The sequence below is a fragment of the Amycolatopsis sp. lyj-23 genome, assembly GCF_046549135.1.
Lineage (GTDB): Bacteria > Actinomycetota > Actinomycetes > Mycobacteriales > Pseudonocardiaceae > Amycolatopsis.
Genome location: NZ_JAJPWN010000007.1, coordinates 350,239 through 366,609 on the forward strand (window position 1 = coordinate 350,239; position 16,371 = coordinate 366,609).

The 16,371-nt window shown below is 74.6% G+C and carries 7 protein-coding genes; 6 read left to right on the plus strand and 1 reads right to left on the minus strand.

What is annotated here, in order from left to right; translation table 11 throughout:
- The first annotated feature begins 2 nt into the window (after positions 1-2).
- Genes ACLJPY_RS19690 through ACLJPY_RS19715 form a run of 6 tightly spaced genes read left to right on the plus strand, consistent with a single transcriptional unit; the run spans position 3 to position 13,027 of the window.
- Positions 3-8,918 (plus strand): SDR family NAD(P)-dependent oxidoreductase, encoded by an 8,916-nt coding sequence (locus ACLJPY_RS19690; protein WP_410590357.1) that lies wholly within the window; start codon positions 3-5, stop codon positions 8,916-8,918.
- A gap of 33 nt (positions 8,919-8,951) precedes the next feature.
- On the plus strand, positions 8,952-9,794 hold the full coding sequence (locus tag ACLJPY_RS19695; protein ID WP_410590358.1) for a 3-hydroxyacyl-CoA dehydrogenase family protein: 843 nt from the start codon (positions 8,952-8,954) through the stop codon (positions 9,792-9,794).
- Positions 9,795-9,822: 28 nt separating this feature from the next.
- On the plus strand, positions 9,823-10,074 hold the full coding sequence (locus ACLJPY_RS19700; protein WP_410590360.1) for an acyl carrier protein: 252 nt from the start codon (positions 9,823-9,825) through the stop codon (positions 10,072-10,074).
- A gap of 3 nt (positions 10,075-10,077) precedes the next feature.
- Positions 10,078-11,217, plus strand: a complete 1,140-nt coding sequence (locus ACLJPY_RS19705; protein WP_410590362.1) for an acyl-CoA dehydrogenase family protein — start codon at positions 10,078-10,080, stop codon at positions 11,215-11,217.
- Positions 11,214-12,281: an HAD-IIIC family phosphatase gene (locus ACLJPY_RS19710; RefSeq protein ID WP_410590363.1), complete on the plus strand. Its 1,068-nt coding sequence runs from the start codon at positions 11,214-11,216 to the stop codon at positions 12,279-12,281. Before ACLJPY_RS19705 ends, ACLJPY_RS19710 begins: the two co-directional genes overlap by 4 nt.
- Positions 12,278-13,027: a thioesterase II family protein gene (locus ACLJPY_RS19715; RefSeq protein WP_410590364.1), complete on the plus strand. Its 750-nt coding sequence runs from the start codon at positions 12,278-12,280 to the stop codon at positions 13,025-13,027. The genes ACLJPY_RS19710 and ACLJPY_RS19715 overlap by 4 nt, the downstream gene beginning before the upstream one ends.
- A 314-nt stretch (positions 13,028-13,341) precedes the next feature.
- On the opposite strand, the gene ACLJPY_RS19720 is transcribed toward ACLJPY_RS19715, so the two are convergent.
- Complete coding sequence (locus ACLJPY_RS19720; protein ID WP_410590365.1) at positions 13,342-16,368, minus strand: beta-ketoacyl synthase N-terminal-like domain-containing protein; 3,027 nt, start codon at positions 16,366-16,368, stop codon at positions 13,342-13,344.
- Between the last annotated feature and the right edge of the window lie 3 nt (positions 16,369-16,371).

The window sequence follows — 16,371 nt, forward strand, 5'->3', positions numbered from 1 at the left end:
CCGTGACCGACACCAGCAGCGAGATCTCGCCCACGGACATCGCCGTGGTCGGCATGGCCGGCCGCTTCCCGGGCGCCGACGACGTCAGCGCGCTCTGGGAGACCGTGCGCGCCGGCCGCTCCGGCATCACCCGCTTCACCGACGAGGAACTCCTCGCCGCGGGCGTGCCCGCCGACCGCCTCGGCGACCCGGCCTACGTCAAGGCCGGCGCCGTCGTGCACGGCGTCGAGAACTTCGACGCGGGCTTCTTCGGGATCAACCCGAAGGAGGCGCAGATCCTCGACCCGCAGCACCGGCTCTTCCTGGAGCACAGCCAGCACGCCCTGGAGGACGCGGCCTGCGACCCCGCGCGCTTCGACGGCGCCATCGGCGTCTTCGCCGGCTGCGCGTGGAGCACCTACCTGACGAACAACCTCACCCCGGCGAACGCCGCCGGCGAGATGGGCGAGATCGCCATCGCCCTCGGCAACGACAAGGACACCCTGGCCACCCGGGTTTCGCACACCCTCGGCCTGTCCGGGCCGGCGTTCAGCATCCAGAGCGCCTGCTCGACGTCGCTGGTCGCGGTCTGCGTCGCGGCGAGCAGCCTGGCGAACTTCGAATGCGACGTCGCACTGGCCGGTGGCGTGTCGATCGGTGTCCCGCACCGCGTCGGCTACCTCTACCAGCAGGGCGGCATCGCGCCGCCGGACGGCGAGTGCCGCGCGTTCGACGCCGCGGGCCTCGGCGCCCCGCTCGGCGGCGGTGTCGGCGTGGTCGCGCTGCGCCGCCTGGAGGACGCGCTGGCCGACGGCGACCGGGTGTACGCGGTGCTGCGCGGCTGGGCGGTCAACAACGACGCCGGCCGCAAGGTCGGCTTCACCGCGCCCGGCGTCGAAGGCCAGGCCACGGTGATCGCCGAGGCGCTCGCCGCCGCCGGGCTGGAACCCGCCGACATCGGGTACGTCGAGGCGCACGGCACCGGCACCGCGCTCGGCGACGCCGCCGAGATCGCCGCGCTGCAGCAGGTCTTCGCGGGCCGGTCGGTGCGCATCGGCTCGGTGAAGACGAACGTCGGGCACCTCGACCGCGCCGCCGGCGTGACGAACCTGATCAAGGCCGCCCTTTCCCTGCACCACGAGGAGATCCCGCCGACGCGCAACCTCGGCACGCCGAACCCGCAGCTCACCGCGGGTGACGCCGACCTGACCGTGGTCACCGAGCGCACGCCGTGGCCGCGCACGGACACCCCGCGCCGCGCCGGCGTCAGCGCGTTCGGCATCGGCGGCACGAACGCCCACGTCGTCCTGGAAGAGGCACCGCTGCCGGTGCCGACCGCGACGGCCGGACCGGAGCTGCTGGTGTGGTCGGCCCGCTCGGCCGCGGCCGCCGACGCGGCCACCGCGAACCTCGCCGCGCACCTGGAGACCTCCGGCGACGCGCTCGCCGACGTCGCGCACACCCTCCAAAGTGGACGCACGACGTTCGGGCACCGGCGGGTGCTGGTCGCCGGTTCGGCGGCCGAAGCCGCGCAATCGCTGCGCGACGGAGCCGTGTCGGCGTCGAGCGACGCGGGCACCGGCCGCCGGGTCGGGTTCCTCATCGCGGGCACCGGCGAGCAGTACCCGGGCCTGGCCGCCGAGCTGTACGAGACGGCGCCGGTGTTCCGCGCCGAGCTCGACCGCTGCCGCGCGCTGCTGGACACGGACTTCCTGGCGGAGGCGCTCGGCGAGCGCGAAGGCTCGGGCGGGCTGGCCGCGCTGCTGGGCCGCAGCTCGGCCGGCGACCGCGCGGGCGACCGCACCGACGTGCTGCACCCGGCGCTCTTCGCCGTCGAGTACGCGCTGGCGCAGCTCGTGCGCTCGTGGGGCGTCGAGCCGAGCGTCCTGGTCGGCTACAGCCTCGGCGAGTACGTGGCCGCGTGCCTGGCCGGGGTGCTCTCGCTGGAGGACGCGCTGAACTTGGTCGCCCACCGCGCGAGGCTGATCGCCGCACTGCCCGGCGGCGCGATGGCGGCCGTGCCGCTGCCCGCCGACGAGGTGAGCCTTCGGATCGCGGGCACGGAACTCGACGTCGCCGCGCTCAACGGCCCGCAACTGACCGTCGTGTCCGGCCCCGCCGAGGCGATCGCCGAACTCCGCGCGGCGCTGGCCGCCGAAGACGTGCCGTGCCGCCCGCTGGCCACCACGCACGCCTTCCACTCCCGCCGGCTCGCCCCGCTGCGCGACGAGCTGACCGCCTGGGTGGCCGCGAACGTCACGCTCAACGCACCCACCATCCCGTACGTCTCCAACGTGACCGGCGACCTGGTCACCGACGCCCAGGCCACCGACCCGGCGTACTGGGCCGAGCACATGTGCGCGCCCGTCCGGTTCGACGACGCACTGGCCGCGCTGCTGGCCGACGAGGACACCGCGCTGCTGGAGCTCGGCCCCGGCCGCTCGCTGGGCGCGATGGTGCGCGGGCACCGGGCGTGCGCGCCGAAGCGCTGGGCGTCGGTGATCCCGACGCTGCCCGGCGCCGACGACCCCACCACGGCGACGGCCGCGCTGGCCGAGGCGGCCGGACGGCTGTGGCTGGCCGGCGTCGACCTCGACTGGACCGGCGTCCGCGGCGGCCGCGAGGCCCGGCGCGTCGGCCTGCCGGGCTACCCGTTCCAGCGCGAGCGCTACTGGATCGACGCCCCCGGCACGGTCACCCCCGAGGTCCCGCGGCTCGCGGCCGAACCCGACGAGCACGTGCAGCTGCTGACGCCGTCGTGGCGGCCGCAGCCCGCGCCCGCCGCCGGCACCACGGGCCGCGTCGCGATCCTGCCGGACACCGGCGGCGTCGCCGAGGCGCTCACCTCGCTGCTCGGCGGCGTGGTCGACGTGGCCGAGGCGGACACCGTGGTCGACCTGTCCGTGCTCGACGTGGACGAGGACGTGGCCGCGGTGCACGCGGTGTCCCGCACCCTCGCCACGGCGGCCGGGGACGGGTCACGCGCGGTCCGCGTGCTCGTCGCCACCCGCGCGGGCCAGGCGGCCGGGCCGGGGCGGGTGCGCCCGGCGCAGGCCGCGGTGGCCGTCCTGCCGGTCGTCGCGAACCAGGAGCACCTCAACCTCGACGCGGGCGCCGTCGACCTCGACGCGGCCCACAGCGCGGCCGAAGCCGCGGCCGTGCTGGCCGCCGAACTGCGCTCGCCGGGCACGCCGCTGGTCGCCTACCGCGGCGACCAGCGGCTCGTCCCCGGACACCGCCCGGCCGAACCCGCCGGCGCCCCGGCGATCCGCGCCGGCGGCAGCTACCTGATCACCGGCGGGCTCGGCGGCGTCGGGCTCACCGTGGCCGAGCACCTCGTCACCCGCGGCGCCCGCCGCCTGGTGCTCGCCAGCCGCAGCGGCGGCACCGACGCGGCCGTGGCCCGGCTGCGCGCGCTGGGCGCCGACGTGCACACCCCTCGCGTGGACGTCGGCGACCCGGCCGCGGTGCGGGCCCTGCTCGCCGAAGGCCGCTTCGACGGCATCGTGCACGCCGCCGCCGACTCCGACCCGGCCGGCTTCCGCCCGCTGTCCGAAGTGGACGAGGCCGGGATCGCCCGGCACTTCGCCGCCAAGGTCGGCGGGGCCCGGGTGCTGGCCGCGGCCCTGGCCGAGCTGCCCGCCGCCGACCGTCCCGAGTGGACGCTGCTGTTCTCCTCGACGTCGGCGCTCCTCGGTGGCGTCACCTTCGGCAGCTACGCCGCCGCCAACGCCGCGCTGCTGGCCGAGGCCCACGGCCGTCCCGGCTGGCTCGCCGCCGCCTGGGACACCTGGCCGGGCACCCTCGAACGCCTCGACTCCCGGCTCGGCGCCTCCATGGCCAAGCACGCCATGACCCGCGCGCAGGCCCTGGCGGCGTTCGACCGGCTCACCGCCCACGCGGGCCCCGCGGTGATCGTCGCCGCGGGCGGGCTCGACGAGCGCCTCCCGGGCGCGGCGAAGATCACCACGACCACCGCCGACCGCTTCCCGCGGCCCGACCTGCCCCAGCCCTACACCCCGCCGATGACCGCCACCGAGCGCGGTCTCGCCGAGGTCTGGTCGGCCGTGCTCGGCGTCGAACCGGTCGGCACCCGGGACAACTTCTTCGACCTCAACGGCAACTCGCTGCTCGCCCTGCAGATGCTCGCGCTGGTCAAGGAGCGCTTCGGCGTCGCCATCCCCACCGTGACCCTGTTCGAGCTGCCGACCGTGCAGGCCCTCGCCGCCACCCTCGACGAACAAGCACCGGTGGTGGCCCCCGCGAAACCGGTCGTCGTGGCGGACGCCGACGACGACGAGCTGGACCGGCACATCGCCATCGTCGGCATGGCCGGCCGGTTCCCCGGCGCGGGCACCGTCGACGAGTTCTGGCGCAACCTCTGCGACGGCGTCGAGTCGATCACCTTCTTCAGCCCCGACGAGCTGATCGCCGCCGGCGTCGACCCGGCGCAGGTCCGCGACCCGGCGTACGTGCCGGCGCGGCCGGTGCTCGACGACGTCACCGGCTTCGACGCCGCGTTCTTCGGCCTCAGCCCGCGCATGGCGGCGCTGACCGACCCGCAGCAGCGGCTGTTCCTGGAAGTCTGCTGGGAAGCGCTGGAGGGGGCCGGGTACGCCCGGGCCGGCGACGAGCGCGGCCGGGTCGGCGTGTTCGGCGGCTGCAACCTCTCGACGTACCTGCTCGGCATCGCCGGGCAGTTCACCTCCGACGCCGACGCCAGCATCTACGAGCTGGTGATGGGCAACGACAAGGACGCGCTCACCACCACCGTGTCCTACCTGTTCGACCTGCGCGGCCCGAGCATGGCGGTGCAGACGTTCTGCTCGACGTCGCTGGTCGCGGTGCACACCGCGATGCGCAGCCTACGGGCGGGCGACTGCGAAATGGCGCTGGCCGGCGGCGTGTCGGTCCGCGTGCCCGACCGGATCGGGCACCTGCACTCCCCCGGCGGCCAGGAGTCGCCGGACGGGCACGTGCGCACCTTCGACGCCCAGGCGCACGGCAGCATGTTCGGCGACGGCGCCACCGTCGTCGTCCTCAAGAAGCTCGGCGCGGCCCTGCGGGACGGCGACCACATCTGGTCGGTCATCCGCGGCTCGGCGATGAACAACGACGGCGCCCTCAAGGTCGGCTACACCGCGCCGAGCGTGGGCGGGCAGTCGCGGGTGATCGCCGACGCCATGGCCGACGCGCGCGTCGCCGCCGAGGACGTCGGGTACGTCGAGGCCCACGGCACCGCGACCGAGCTGGGCGACCCGATCGAGGTCGCCGCGCTGACCCGCGCGTTCGGCGACACGGCCGAGAAGCAGTACTGCGCACTCGGTTCGGTGAAGCCGAACGTCGGGCACCTCGACCGCGCCGCGGGCACGGCCGGGCTGATCAAGGCGTCGCTGGTCGTCCGCGAGGGCCTGATCCCGCCGACGCTGCACTACACCGCGCCGAACCCGGAGATCGACTTCGCGCACAGCCCGTTCCGGGTGGCCGCCGAGCTCGCGCCGTGGAACACCGACGGCGGCCGTCCGCGGATCGCCGGGCTCAACTCGCTGGGCATGGGAGGCACCAACGTGCACGTCGTCGTCGAACAGCCGCCGGACCGGCCTTCGCTGCCCCCGGGTGACCCGGACACCGAACGCCGCTACCAGGTGCTGCCGGTCTCGGCCCGCACCGCGGACGCGGCCGACGCCGCGGCCCGCCGCCTCGGCGAGCACCTCGCCGGCACGCCCGACGCACGGCTCGCGGACGTCGCGTTCACCCTGCAGGAGGGCCGCAAGACGTTCGAGCACCGGCGGGTCGTCGTGGCGTCCGATGTGGACGGTGCGGCCGCGGCCCTGACCGGCGCCCCGGCGACCCGCGTGGAGCCGGTGCAGGACCGGCCGGTGGCGTTCCTCTTCGCCGGCGTCGGCGAGCAGTACCCCGGTCTCGTCGGCGAGCTGTACCGGCGTGAGCCGGTCTTCCGCGCCCACCTCGACGAGTGCCTGGCCCACCTGGACGCCGACGGCGACCTCGTCACCGGGGTCCGCGGTGGCGGGCCGAGCCTGGCCGCGCTGCTGGGCCGGGCCGGCGACGAGGACCCGCGGGCCGAGCGGCTGCAGCGGACCGAGCTGGCGCAGCCGCTGCTGTTCGCCGTCGACTACGCCCTGGCCCGGACGCTGACGGACTGGGGGCTGCGGCCCGCCGCGATGCTCGGCTACAGCCTCGGCGAGTACGTCGCCGCCTGCCTGGCCGGGGTCCTCTCGCTCGAAGACGCCCTGGCGCTGGTGGCCAAGCGGGCCGAGCTGATCGCCGCGCTGCCGGGCGGTTCGATGGCCGCGGTGCCGCTGTCCGCCGTCGACCTGGAAGCCCGATTCGACCTCACGGGCATCGACATCGCCGCGGTCAACGGCCCGGCGCTGGTCGTGGTGGCCGGAGCGCACCCGGCGGTCGAGCGGCTGGCCGAGGAGCTGCGGGCCGCCGACGTCCCGTGCCGTCCGCTGCGCACCAGCCACGCGTTCCACTCGCGGATGCTGGCCCCGGCCGCGGCCGGGCTGACGGCGTGGATCGCCGCGAACGTCACGCTCACCGCACCCGAACTGCCCTACCTGTCCAACGTCACCGGCGAGCACGCGACCGCGGACCTGGTCACCGACCCGGCGTACTGGGCCCGGCACATGTGCGAGACCGTCCGGTTCGCCGACGCGGCCACCGAGCTCCTGGCCGACGAGCACCTCGCCGTCGTCGAGATCGGCCCCGGCCCGTCACTCGGCGCGCTGCTGCGCGGGCTGAGCCCGGCGAGCCGCTGGCCGATGATCACCGCCACCCTGCCCGCCGCCGACGACCCGCGGCCCGCCGACGAGGTCCTCACCGACGGACTGGCCCGGCTGTGGCTGCTCGGCGCGGACCTCGACTGGTCGGCCCACCACGGCCGCGGGACGGCGACGCCGGTCTACCGCGGCACCGCGCCGGGCCGCGTGCCGCTGCCGACCTACCCCTTCCAGCGGCAGCGCTACTGGATCGAGGCGAAGCCGGCCGCGGCCGGCGGCACCCGGGTGGAGACGCCCGGCACGGACGGCCCGCTGGAGGAGTTCGACCGGATCCCGCTGCTGCCCGAAGACCGGTGGATCAACCTGCCCACCTGGCGGCAGACCTCGGCCGCGCCCATCGCGCCGCAGCCCGCGTCCTGGCTCGTGTTCGCCCGTCCCGGCCTGGCCGAGGACGTCCTCGACGGGATCCGCCGCACCGGCGACCCGGTGACCGTGGTCCGGCCGGGCGCGGGGTACCGGCCGGGCCCGGACGCCACCGTCCGCCCCGGCGACGTCGACGACCTGCTGAAGCTGCTGCGCGACCTCAAGCGCGGCGGCACTCGCCTGGACCGGGTCGTGCACCTGTGGAACCTCGAGGACGACTCCCTGCTGCTCGGCCTGCACACGCTCGTCGCACTGGCCCGCGCCGCCGGTGAGCTGGGCCTGGGCGGCTGGACCCTGGATCTCGCCGCCACCGGCACCCAGCGCGTGCTGCACGACGGCGAGCTGCGGCCCGACGCGGCCACGCTCGTCGGCCCCAACCTGGTCATCCCGATGGAGTACCCGGGTGTGCAGACGCGGCTGATCGACGTCGACGCGGCCGCCGGCGCCGCCGCGGTGGTCGCCGAGCTGCACCGCCCCGCACCCGGCCGCACGGTCGCGCTGCGCGGCTCACGGCGCTGGCTGCCCGGCTACGAAGTCCTGGCGCCGCAGCCGATCGAGCAGGCCAAGTCGGTGCTGCGCGAGGAGGGCGTCTACCTGATCACCGGCGGCCTCGGCGGGATCGGGCTGGCGATGGCCGAGCGGCTGGCCCGCGACAGCCACGCGAAACTGGTGCTGTTCGGCCGCCGCGGCCTGCCGCCGCGCGAGCGCTGGGCCGGGATCGCCGACGGCACCGACGAGGTGCCCGGCACGATCCGCGACCGGGTCGCCCGCGTGCAGGAGATCGAGGCCCTCGGCGGCGAGGTGGTCGTCGTCGAAGGCGACGTCGCCGAGGAGACCGACGTCCGGCGCGCGGTCGCCGTGGCCGTCGAGCGGTTCGGGGCGCTGCACGGGATCCTGCACACCGCGGGCGTGCCGGGCACCGGGCTGATGCAGTTCAAGCAGCCCGGCGACGCCGACCAGGTGCTCGCCCCGAAGCTGCCCGGCTCCCGGGCGCTCAGCGCGGCCACCGACGGGCTGGACCTCGACTTCGTCGCGCTGTTCTCCTCGATCACCTCGGTCACCGGCGGCGGTCCCGGCCAGGTCGACTACTGCGCCGGCAACGCGTGGCTCGACGCCTACGCCGCCTCCCACGGCGGCCGCACGGTGTCGATCTCGTGGGGCGAGTGGACCTGGAACGCCTGGGACGAAGGGCTGTCCGGGTACGAGGAGGACATCCAGACCTACTTCCGCGAGCACCGCGCCAAGTTCGGCATCGACTTCGAGCAGGGCTGGCGCACGCTGCTGCGGGCGCTGGCCGCGGGCGAACCGCACGTCGTGGTGTCCACCCAGGACCTGGACGCGGTGACGGCCGTGGCGGCGCGGTTCAGCGTCGACGCGGTCACCTCCGCCGCGCACGGCGGCTCGACGGCCGACCGGCACCCGCGGCCGGAGCTGGTCACGCCGTTCCAGGAGCCCGAGAGCGACGTCGAACGGGCCGTCGCGGAGGCGTGGTGCGAAATGCTGCGCCTGGACCGCGTCGGGGTGGCCGACAACTTCTTCGAGCTCGGCGGGACGTCCCTGCTCGGCATCTCGCTGCTGGCGACGCTGCGCACCGCGTTCCCGGACGCGGAACTGCCGCCGCACATCATCCACGAGGCCCCGACCGTCGCCGCGCTCGCGAAGATCGCCGCCGGTGGCGCCGGGACCCCCGAACCCGCACCCGACAGCGCCGCGCAGGGACAGCTGCGCCGCTCCGGCATCAAGGCCGCGGCCGCCCGACGGCGCCGGGCCTGAACCCAGAAGTCCTTCCAGAGAAAGGGAACAGTCATGGCAGTCACGGGAGTGGTGGGCGCCGGCGTCATGGGCATCGGCGTCGCCCAGGACTTCGCCGCCGCCGGGCACGAGGTCGTGCTCGTCGACAAGGACGAGCGGATCCTCGAGCACGCACGGGCCGAGATCACGCGCAACTGCCGGCTCAGCCGGCTGATGGGCGGCCCCGCGCTCGACGCGGACGAGATCCTCGCCCGGATCACCACCGCGGTCGGCCTGGCCGCGCTGGACAAGACCGAGATCCTCGTCGAGAACGTCACCGAGGACTGGGCCATCAAGGCCGCGGTGCACGCCGAGCTCGACGACGTCTGCGGCCCCGGCACGGTGATCATCGCCAACACCTCCGCCGTGCCGATCACGCGCATCGCGTCGGTCGGCAAGAACCCGGGCCGCGTCATCGGCGTCCACTTCATGAACCCGGTGCCGCAGAAGCCCGTCGTCGAGCTGATCCCCGGCTTCCACACCACGCCGGAGACCATCCTGCGCACCCGCGAGCTGCTGACCAGCATCGGCAAGCGCTGGGTCGACGTGAAGGACGCCTCGGGGTTCGTGTCCAACCGCGTGCTCATGCTGACCGTCAACGAGGCCGCCTACCTGGTGCACGAGGGCGTCGCCACCGCCGAGTCGGTCGACGAGGTGTTCCGCGGCTGCTTCGGCCACCCGATGGGCCCGCTGGAGACCGCCGACCTGATCGGCGTCGACACGATCCTCTACAGCGTCGAGGTGCTCTACGAGCACTACGCCGACTCCAAGTACCGCCCGTGCCCGCTGCTCAAGCAGATGACCGACGCCGGCCTGCACGGCCGCAAGAGCGGCCGCGGCTTCTACACCTACAGCTGAATCCCGTTACCCAAAAGGAGAAACCACCATGTCCGAGACCACCGGCGACATCATCGCCTTCATCACCGGCCGCTTCCCGCAGGCCGAGATCACCGAGACCGAGGACATCTTCTCGCTCGGCTACATCAACTCCCTGTTCGCCATGGAGCTGGTGATGCACCTGGAGAAGACGTTCGGCGTCACCATCCCGAACGAAGAGCTGCGGATCGACAACTTCCGCACCGCGTCGGCGATGACCGAGCTGGTCGGCCGCCTCCGCCCGGCCGCGACGGTGGGCTGACCCGTGACGGAGGTACTCACCGCGGTCCGCGCGCCCGGCCGCGAGGCCGCGCGGGCCTTCGTGGACGAGCACGTCGTCCCCTTCGCCGACGCATGGGACAAGGCCGGGCGCATCCCCGAAGACCTGCTGGACAAGATCGCCGAGGCCGGGCTGTGGGCGCCGTTCCTGCCGCCCGCGCTCGGCGGCTCCGGGACCGACATGGTCACCCTCGGCGAGATCCACGAAGAGGTCGGCCGCGGCTGCTCGTCGGTCCGCAGCCTGCTCACCGTGCACACCATGCTCTCCTGGGCGCTGCTGCGCTTCGGCACCGAGGCGCAGCAACACCGCTGGGGCCCGGAGCTGGCCAGCGGCCGCGTCCTCGGCGCGTTCTGCCTCTCGGAGCCCGGCGCGGGCAGCGACACGGCCGCGATCACCACCACGGCCACTCCGGACGGCGACGGCTGGCGGCTCGACGGCCTCAAGAAGTGGACCACCAACGGCCAGCGCGCGGACCTGTTCCTCGTCTTCGCCAAAGGTCCGGCCAGCACGATCGCGCTGCTCGTGCCGCGCGACGCACCCGGCGTCACGGTCACCCCGATCGACGACATCCTCGGCACCCGGTCGTCGATGCTGGCCGAGATTGGTTTCGACGGCGTCCGGCTCGGCCCGGACGCGCTGCTCGGGCCGAGCGGGTTCGCGTCCGGCATGGTGCTGACCGGCACGCTCGACCTCGGCCGCTACAGCGTGGCGGCCGGGTCGGTCGGCATCATCCAGGCGTGCGCCGACGCGTGCGCGGACTACACGAGCAAGCGGACGGTCGGCGGGCAGCCGTTGAAGGACCTGCCGCTGATCCAGGCGAAGCTGTCGGACATGGTCACCGACGTCCGCGCGGCCCGGCTGCTGCTGGCCGAGGCCGGCCGGCTCAAGGACCGCGGCGACGCGGCCACGATCATGGCCACCTGGGTGGCGAAGTACTTCGCGTCGGTCGCGGCCGCCCGCCACGCGTCCGAGGCCGTGCAGGTGCACGGCGCCAACGGCTGCAGCGGGGACTACCCCGTCGCCCGGTTCTACCGGGACTCGAAGGTCATGGAGATCATCGAGGGCAGCACCGAGATCCAGCGGATGACCATCGCCGCCGAGGCCTACCGGAAGCAGGTACCGTGACCAGTCTCCTCTCCCCGGCACCCGCCGCCAAACCGGTGCAGGGCAAGATCAAGTGCGTGGTGTGGGACCTCGACAACACCGTCTGGGACGGGGTCCTGCTCGAGGACGGCGACGTCCGGCTGCGGCCGTGGGTCGTCGAACACGTCAAGCGCCTCGACGCGATGGGCGTGCTGCACTCCGTCGCCAGCAAGAACGACCACGACGCCGCCATGGCGAAGCTGCGGGAGTTCGGCCTGGACGAGTACTTCCTGTTCCCGCGCATCTCCTGGAACGCGAAGTCGGCGTCGATCGGCCAGATCGCGAAGAAGCTCAACCTCGGGCTCGACGCGTTCGCGTTCGTCGACGACCAGGAGTTCGAGCGCGCCGAGGTTTCCTTCGCCCTGCCCCAGGTGACCACTGTGGACATCCTGGAGGCCGACGAGGTGCTGCGGCGTCCCGAGTTCGCGCCGCGGTTCGTCACCGACGAGTCGGCGCAGCGGCGCGGGATGTACTTCAGCCAGCTCGCCCGCGACGACATCGAGGAAGACTTCTCCGGAACGGGCGAGGAGTTCCTGGCGAGCCTGGACCTGCGGTTCACCATCGCGCCGGCCCGCCGGGAGGACCTCCAGCGGGCCGAGGAGCTGACGGTCCGCACCAACCAGCTCAACTCGACCGGGCGGACGTACTCCTACGACGAGCTCGACGCGCTGCGGTCGTCGGACGACCACGTGCTGCTCGTCGCGTCGCTGACGGACAAGTTCGGCTCCTACGGCAAGATCGGCCTGGCGCTGCTGGAAAAGGGCACGCCCGACTGGCGGCTGAACATGATGCTGATGTCGTGCCGGGTGATGTCCCGCGGAGTCGGCACGGTGCTGCTGGGCCACGTGATGGGCCTGGCCCGCGCGGCCGGCGCGGGGCTGCGCGCGGACTTCGTCGAGACCGGCCGCAACCGGATGATGCAGATCACCTACGCGTTCAGCGGGTTCCGCGAGGTGTCCCGCGAGGGCGCGCACGTGGTGCTGGCGGCGGACCTCTCGGCCGTCCAGGAGCCGCCGGCCTACGTGACGCTCGAGGTGGAGTCGTGACGACGGCGGTCGCGAGCCGCTGGCTGCCGTTCCCCGCGACCGCGGGGAACGTGCGGCTGTACTGCCTGCCGCACGCGGGCGGCTCGGCGTCGGCCTTCCGCGCGTGGATCGGGCGGCTGCCCGGGGTGACGGTGTGCCCGGTCCAGCCGCCCGGCCGCGAAACGCGCCAGCGGGACACACCGCACACATCGATGGCTTCCTACGTCGCCGATCTGGCCGACTTCGTGCTGTCGTCGGACGATGCGCCGTACGCGGTCTACGGCCACAGCCTGGGTGCGTTGGTCGGGTTCGAGCTGGTGCGGGAGATCGCCCGCCGCGGTGCGGCCCTGCCGGTGCACCTGGTCGTGTCGGGCTGCCCGGCCCCGCAGTGGCTGACCCCGGACGACCCGATCGTGGCCGGCATGGGCGACGCCGAGATCGTCTCGCTGCTGCGGACGCTGGGCGGAACGCCGGAGGTGTTCCTGAACGACCCCCGCGTCCTGCGGCTCATCCTGCCGCCGATCCGCGAGGACCTGACGGTCAAGAACACCTACGCCTACACCTCCGGCCCGCCGCTGGAGCTGCCGGTCACGGCCCTGGCGAGCACCACGGACGTCCGCGCGAGCGTGGAGTCGGTGCTGGCCTGGCGGGAGCAGACGGTCCGCCCCTTCCGCGGCCACGTCCTCGACGGCGGCCACTTCGCGGTCCTGGAGCAGGAGGACGTGACCCTGGCCCACCTGGCCGCCGCCCTCCGCCCCTGGTCCTGACCCAGGCACCACGTGCCTGAAGAGGCATCACGCGTGTCTGGAGGGGCATCTCGCGTGACTGGAGGGGCATCACGTGTGACTGGCGGGGCATCGCGATGATGCCCCGCCAATCACGCGAGATGCCCGCCCGATCACGGGTGATGCCCGCCTGGTCACGGGAGATCCTGCTCGATTATGTGTGAAACCCCGTTGATCGGGGTATTGCACATCCGGAGCGTGGTGGGTCCGCCGCCAATACCCCTGGCGGCGGGCCCATCACCCACGTGAAGAGGCCCCCTTCCCGGCTCGGGAAGGGGGCCTTCGCGGTGTGCGGGTCAGGAACGCCCGGCGATGCGGGCGGCGAGCAGGCGGACCGTCGGCAGCTCGACCACCGCCGTCGCGGGGAGGTTCCAGTGGGCGGCGATGCGGACCGCGCCCGCGGACCGGCCGCCCAGCTCGAAGAAGTTGTCGTCCGCGCCGATCTCCGCGTAACCCAGTGCCGCGGCCCAGCGGGCCGCCACCTCCTGCTCGAGGCCCGGTTCCGGCTCGACGAACGGCGTGCCGAGCGCCGGGCGCGGCCGGACCGAAGCCGACGGCTCGACGGACTCGACGGACCCGGCGGCCGGCACCGGCCGGACCAGCGGGACGCCGGAGAGCACGACTTCGGTCAGGTGGTCGGCCGCGGCCACCGCGCCGAGGACCGCCGGAGCGGGGTCCGCGGCGGACACCACCGTGGTCCACAGCCCGCGGCCGGCGAGCCGCGCCACGCGAGCCTCGGCCGCCAGGACGCGGCCGGGAGCGTCCGGCCGGACGAGGAGGAGCCCACGCCGCCCGCCCAGATCGGGCAGGCCGTCCCCGGCGGGCACGTCGGCGGCCCGGTACACCGGGGCCTGCGCGTGGCCCTCCAGCGCGCACGGCTCGTGGTGCGGCCGCCACGACTGGTCGCCGCGGACCGCCAACGGCGTCTCCGCCTGCAGCACCGCCGCCAGCACCTGGTCGAGAGCCGCGTCCACGCCGACGTCGACGTGCCGCGCGGTCAGCACCGTCAGCCCCGCGTGCGACGGCGTGGTCAGGTCGGGCCCCAGCACGCCGGCCGCGCCGGACGTCAGGGTGACCATCCCCGGCCACAAGCCGGCCGCCTCCGAGACGTCGCCGGGCGCGCCGCCCAGCGCGAAACCGTGCACGACCGTGCGCGGGACCACGACCAGCGCCCGCTGCAGCGCGGGCAGGTCGCCCGGCCCGACGACGAAGTCACCGGTGTCCAAGAACGCGAACCCGGGCCCCGGCCGCACGGTGGTCACCTCGCCGCCCGCCAGGGTGATGCGGGCCGCCAGCGCCTCGCCGACCGGATCGGCGGCGAACACCAGCCACGGCCCCGCCGCCCGCACCCGGCTCTCCAGGCCGGCCAGTGGCTGTGGGTCGAGCCGCCACGACGGCACGTGCGCGGCGGGCCGCGGCGCCTGCGCCGCATCGACCCAGAACCGCCTGCGCTGGAAGGGGTACGGCGGCAGCTCGACCCGCCGGCCGGCGCCGCGGTGCAGGGCCGCCCAGTCCACGGTGCAGCCCGCGAGCCACAGCCGGGCCAGGATGGTCAGCACCTGCTCCTCGGCCGCGCCGCCGTCGAGGACGAGCTCGTCCGCGGCGCTCTCGTCCAGCCGGATCCCGAGCCGGGTCAGCCCGGCGGCCGACGCCGACAGCGCGCCGGCGCGGGTGGGGGCGGGAGCGGGCACGTCGGCCCCGGCCAGCAGGCGGTGGACGGCCGAGGCCGTCGACGCCCACTCCGAACCGGGGCCCGCGACCAGACGGAACCGGGGGTCCCGGCGGCGCGTTTCGCCGTCGATCCAGCGTGCGGAGTCCGCCAGAGCCGCCACGGCGTCCGGCAGGTCCCGGACCACCACCGCCCGCCGCAGCGCGAAGTGCCCGCGCGAGACCTGCAGGGTGAACGCGACGTCGCCGAGATCCACGTCCGGGTGCGAAGCCAGGTGGGCGCGCAGCCGGGCGGTCACCTCGTCGAGGGCGGTGGCGTCGCCGGCCGAGAACGTCAGCAGGTGCGGGCCGCCCGACGGCCGCGGCGGCCGAACCGGCGGCTCTTCCAGCACGACGTGCGCATTCGTCCCCCCGACGCCGAACGAGCTGACCCCCGCCCGCCGCGGTGTCCCGCCGCCGGGCCACGGCCGGTCCGCGGGCAGCACGGTGAACCGGTCGGTCATCGCCGGATTCGGGGTGCGGAAACCGGCCGTGCCCGGCAGGACGCCGTCACGCAGGTTCAGCGCCGCCCGGATGAGCGACGTGACGCCGGACGCGCGGTCCAGGTGCCCGATGCTCGGCTTGACCGAGCTGAGCACGCACGGCGCCGCGCGGCCGGGCCCGAAGACCCGGTTCAGCGCGGCCAGCTCGATCGAGTCGCCCAGCGGTGTCCCGACGGCGTGGCACTCGACGTACCCGACGGTTTCGGGTTTCACCCCGGCCACGGCCAGCGCGGTGTCGACCACCGCGGCCTGTCCGGCGACGCCGGGGGCGGGGTAGCCGGCGCGGTCGCGGCCGTCGTTGTTGACGGCGGAGCCGAGGAGCACCGCGTGCACGACGTCGCCGTCGGCGAGGGCGTCCTCCAGGCGTTTCAGGGCGACCACGGCGGCACCGGAACCCATCACGGTGCCGTTCGCGTCGGCGTCGAGGGCCCGCACCCGGCCGTCGGGCGAGAGGATGCTGCCCTCCTCGAAGGCGTGACCGCCGGTCTGCGGCAGCGGCAGCGCGGCGCCGCCGGCCAGGGCCAGGTCGCACTCGTAGGTCAGCAGGCTCTGGCAGGCCAGGTGCACCGCGACCAGCGAAGTGGAGCAGTACGTCTGCACGGTGATCGCCGGGCCGCGCAGGCCCAGCTTGTACGACACGAGCGAGGTGAGCGAGTCGCGCTCGACACCCGCCGAAAGCAGGGGCTTGCCGCCCGGTTCCGCGGCGAGGCCGTCGAGGTTGCGGGTCAGGTAGTCGGGGAACGCGCAGCCGGCGAACAGCCCGACGGGCAGGCCGGGGTCGGTCGGCCGGTACCCGGCCCGCTCCAGTGCCTCCCACGAGCATTCGAGCAGCAGCCGGTGGTGCGGCTCGAGGGTTTCCGCTTCGCGGGCGCTGAGCCCGAAGGCGGCGGCGTCGAAGGTTTCGACGCCACCGGCCACCGGCCCGCCGACGCGGACGTGGCCCGGGGTGGCCGGATCCACGCCCGCGGCGGCGAGCTCGTCGTCGGTCAGTTCCCGCAGGCCGGGTCGCCCGGCCGCGAGGTTGCGGCGCAGCTGCTCGACGTCGGCGGCGCCGGGGAACCGGCCCGCCATTCCGACGAGCGCCACGGCCGATTCGGGTGCCGGTTCCGTCATGGC

What these genes read in the sequence shown, in the direction of transcription:
- ACLJPY_RS19695 (WP_410590358.1), top strand. Translation starts at nt 8,952, where the DNA reads ATGGCAGTCACGGGAGTGGTGGGCGCCGGCGTCATGGGCATCGGCGTC.
- ACLJPY_RS19700 (WP_410590360.1), top strand. Translation starts at nt 9,823, where the DNA reads ATGTCCGAGACCACCGGCGACATCATCGCCTTCATCACCGGCCGCTTC.
- ACLJPY_RS19720 (WP_410590365.1), bottom strand. Translation starts at nt 16,368, where the DNA reads ATGACGGAACCGGCACCCGAATCGGCCGTGGCGCTCGTCGGAATGGCG.